4 protein-coding genes are annotated in these 3,670 nt (G+C 61.6%); all 4 read left to right on the top strand.

Features of this window, described 5'->3' with window-relative positions; translation table 11 throughout:
- Positions 1 to 394: 394 nt before the first annotated feature.
- On the top strand, positions 395 to 787 hold the full coding sequence (locus tag KBX08_RS34975; protein WP_374101980.1) for a GntR family transcriptional regulator: 393 nt from the start codon (positions 395 to 397) through the stop codon (positions 785 to 787).
- A gap of 326 nt (positions 788 to 1,113) precedes the next feature.
- Positions 1,114 to 1,779 (top strand): hypothetical protein, encoded by a 666-nt coding sequence (locus KBX08_RS32450; protein WP_210787578.1) that lies wholly within the window; start codon positions 1,114 to 1,116, stop codon positions 1,777 to 1,779.
- Positions 1,776 to 3,434 carry an Eco57I restriction-modification methylase domain-containing protein gene (locus KBX08_RS32445; protein WP_210787577.1) on the top strand — a complete coding sequence of 553 codons (1,659 nt, stop codon included), beginning with the start codon at positions 1,776 to 1,778 and terminating at the stop codon, positions 3,432 to 3,434. The genes KBX08_RS32450 and KBX08_RS32445 overlap by 4 nt, the downstream gene beginning before the upstream one ends.
- Positions 3,431 to 3,670: hypothetical protein (locus KBX08_RS32440; RefSeq protein WP_210787575.1), on the top strand; the 240-nt coding region annotated here is incomplete at its 3' end. The genes KBX08_RS32445 and KBX08_RS32440, both read left to right, overlap by 4 nt.

The following is a 3,670-nucleotide window of genomic DNA, read 5'->3' as shown; positions in this document are numbered from 1 at the left end:
AGAGCCAATGGTGCCGACGGTGAGAGCCGGGCATCGCACCTCCACAGGTAGGCGGAGACCGGTGGCCAGCCACGGGGGAATGCGGCAGGCCACCGGCCCGGATGAAGGCACGGCGCACCGTCCGACGCCGGACGGGTCGGGTATCGCCGAGCCATCTTGTACGCGCGGCTACCGCAACCGGTCCGACAGGACGCCGCGCATCAGCTGCGACCAAGACGGGCGCGAGGCCACCCCTGACACGAACCGTCATCCCAACCGCACACCAGGAAACGTATCTACAAGTGGACAAGTTGTCTAGACGTCGAATCGGGTCACTTGATTGGCACTTGGTAAGACAAGTGCCAGGTACGGTGAGCAGGTGCCCACCCCGCACTACGGACAGCCCCGCTACCGCATGATCGCGAACGAGCTGCGGGAACGCATCGAGAGTGGCGCTATCCCGCCGGGCACCCTCTTACCGGCCGAGAGCACCCTCACCGCCGAATTCCGAGCAGCCCGCGGCACGATTCGTCAAGCCATAGCGGTACTACGCGAGGCAGGCTTGGTGGCCACCGAACAGGGCCGCGGCACCTACGCACACCTCCGCCGACAGGAGGGCAGGCCGGACAAGAGCCCTCACCCAGAAACACGACAGCGCCAAGTCGCCGCCGACCCGGAGCTTGCAGTCCTTTTCGCCGTTGAGGTGGGTACGACACTGATTGAACAAGAGCTCGTCACCCGAACGAATGGGGCCGTCGGAAAGGTCGTCAGAACCTATCGGCTATTCCGGGCAAAGCGGTCAGAGTAAGGCGTAATACTCTGTGCACACTTTCAGCACACCTTTTCTAGGGCACCCTGAACGGGCCGCACGTACCACCACTTGGGCGCGCGCTGGCCGCTGTCGCTCGGCCACCGTCACACCTGATGCCCGCCGACTAGCGCGGAGCGCAGGGAAGCCTGGAGGGCCGCCCCAGACCGACAGACCGTTGATCGATGGCGTGGTGACCCGGCCGCCGGTCGGCCCGATGATGCCCTCTGCGGGATAGCAGCCTGCGCGGCCGCTGGTGTGCCTCGGCCTCTTGGCCATGCCGAGCCGTTCGGTCGCCTGCTTGCCTCGTACGGCAAGATTGGCTGATGACCAGTGCTCAACCTGTCGCGGTGGTGACCGAAGGGCCCGTTGGACGCGCCTCGTCACGAGTTCCAACCGGTGGAGCGGGCGGTCACATCAAGTCCCGAGAACGGGTTCGTGACCTCGGTGAGGTGTACACCCAGCCGCGCGAAGTCCAGGCGATGCTCGACCTCATCCCTGAAGCGTTCGCTGGGATCGACAGCCGGTTCCTGGAGCCTGCGTGCGGCAACGGAAACTTCCTGGCCGCGATCCTGGAGCGAAAAATCGCGATCATCACCGAAACAGCACACGGCGGCACCGACTACTGGTACGAGTTCGCGCTATTGCGGTGCCTCGTGTCGATCTATGCCATCGACATCAACCAGCAGAACGTGCATGAGGCGCGCCATCGGATGCGCGAGGTCATCGACACGGTGGTCACTAATCGGCAGATTGAGCCAACCGTAGGGTTCGGCGGCGCAGTGACGGCAATCTTGGCCAGCAACATCGTGCTCGGCGACTTCCTGAACACTGCTGCGGACATCATCTTCATTGAGTACAAGCCCCTTGACGGCGAGAGGTTCGCCCGAATCCCGTCGCCCCTGGAGGCTCCCGACATGGACCTTTTCTATGTGCCGCCGGAACCCTTAGCCACGGTGCACTACTCCCAGCTGGGGGTACAAAAAGCATGAGCACGACCAGATTGGCCGCCGGATCACTGCCGGTGCACATTCCAGACGTGCTGGAGACCCTCGCGCAGCTGCCTAACGACGAGGTCTTCACGCCGCCAAAGCTGGCAGGCGCCATGCTGGACATCCTCCCTTCCGAGGTGTGGACGAGACCCGACTTCCGCTGGCTGGATCCCGCAACGAAGTCCGGCGTCTTTCTTCGCGAGGCAGCTAAGCGTCTCATGATCGGGCTTGCCGAGTGGGAGCCCAACCCCGCGAACCGACGGCAGCACATTCTCCGGAAAATGCTCTATGGAGCCGCGATTACCCAGATGTCCGGGGACATCGCGCGCCGGTCGGTGTATCAAACGAGAGACGCCACGGGGGCAGGCTTGAAGGATGAATCGATGCGCGGTCTCCTCGTGCCGTTCGGAGATCCGGATGGAAACATCAGCTATGTTCCAACCGAACACACTCTGGATCGCAATGGTCGACACTGCGTAATATGCCACGCGCCAGCCGCTCTCGTCCGCGAGCGTCGCGAGCACTATGCATACTCGTTCATTCATAACGCGTACCCCGTCAAGGAGATGACAGGCGTGAGGTTCGACGTGATTGTTGGCAACCCTCCGTACCAGATCGGCGCGGAAGGCACTACGCGAACGATGCCGATCTACCAGCACTTCGTCCGCAAAGCCATTGGGCTGAAACCGAAGTACGTCTTGATGATCACGCCGTCTCGCTGGTTCACCGGGGGCCTTGGTCTCGACGAGTACCGAGATGAGATGATCAAGGATCGTCGTCTCGTTAAACTGGTGGACAATCCCAAATTGTTCGACGTTTTCCCTCAGGTCGAAATCAAGGGCGGCGTCTCCTACTTTCTGTGGGATCGCGACCACAACGACGATTGTGAGTTCTCTACCCGCATCGACGGCCGGATCATTTCTACCGCCATCCGGGACCTACGCGAAGGCCACGGCGTGGTGATCCGAGACAACAAGGCCTCTGCACTCGTCCACAAGATCCTTGAGCAATCAGGAGGCTCGGTCGAGAGCTGGTTCTGGCCACGCCTCGCATTTTCGCAGGAGTGGCGCACCAACTACCGTGGCGAGAATGAACAGCCCTTCGAGGGCAGTGTCCCGCTGATCCACAATAGCGGTGTGGGTTACGTCCACCCAGAGAGTTTCGAGCGCAACTTTGACCTCGTCTCAAAGTGGAAGGTTTTGCTGCCCAAGGCCGGCGATGGGCATGGGCGCGAGGTCTCCTATGTCATCGGCGAGCCCCTAGCTGTCGCGCCAGGGTCCGCTTGTACCGAGTCCTATTTCGTGACTGGCGCGTTCGACACGAAGGATGAGTGCGAGAACTACGCGTTCTACCTATCTACAAAGTTTGCAAGATTCTTGGTTCTTCAGCGCAAGGCGACGCAGGACATCACTTCCGAGCGCTTCAGGTTCGTCCCTTCACTTCCGATGACTCAGCGTTGGACCGATGCTGATCTCTACAGCTATTTCGATCTAGCCCCCGACGAGATCCAATACATCGAGTCGAGCCTCCACCCGCGGGAGCCCGTCCTCTCGCTGAATTCAGCTATCCCTGCCTCGCACCTGCCGGGAGGTCACAAGTATCGGGCGAGTGGCTCCGCCAACGGGTTAGATGATGACGAGGCAGAGGGCGAGTGACGAACTACATTTACGCCTACACGCACACGGGCAACGCGAAGCCGTGGCGGCGAGCGACCGGCCAGTCGGGTAAGTTCTGGATCAAGGTTGGCCAGACAACGCGTCAGGGCGTCGACCGGGTCCGGCAGCAGGTGGGCACCGCTTTCCCCGGTCTCCTCGGAGTCGACATCTTGTTTCACTCCGAACCTGCGACCCGACCTGATGGCACAACTTTCAGTGACCACGACGTTCACCGA

This window comes from Micromonospora sp. H61 (assembly GCF_018070325.1).
Taxonomy (GTDB): domain Bacteria; phylum Actinomycetota; class Actinomycetes; order Mycobacteriales; family Micromonosporaceae; genus Micromonospora; species Micromonospora salmantinae.
This window is presented reverse-complemented; position numbering and strand designations above follow the sequence as displayed.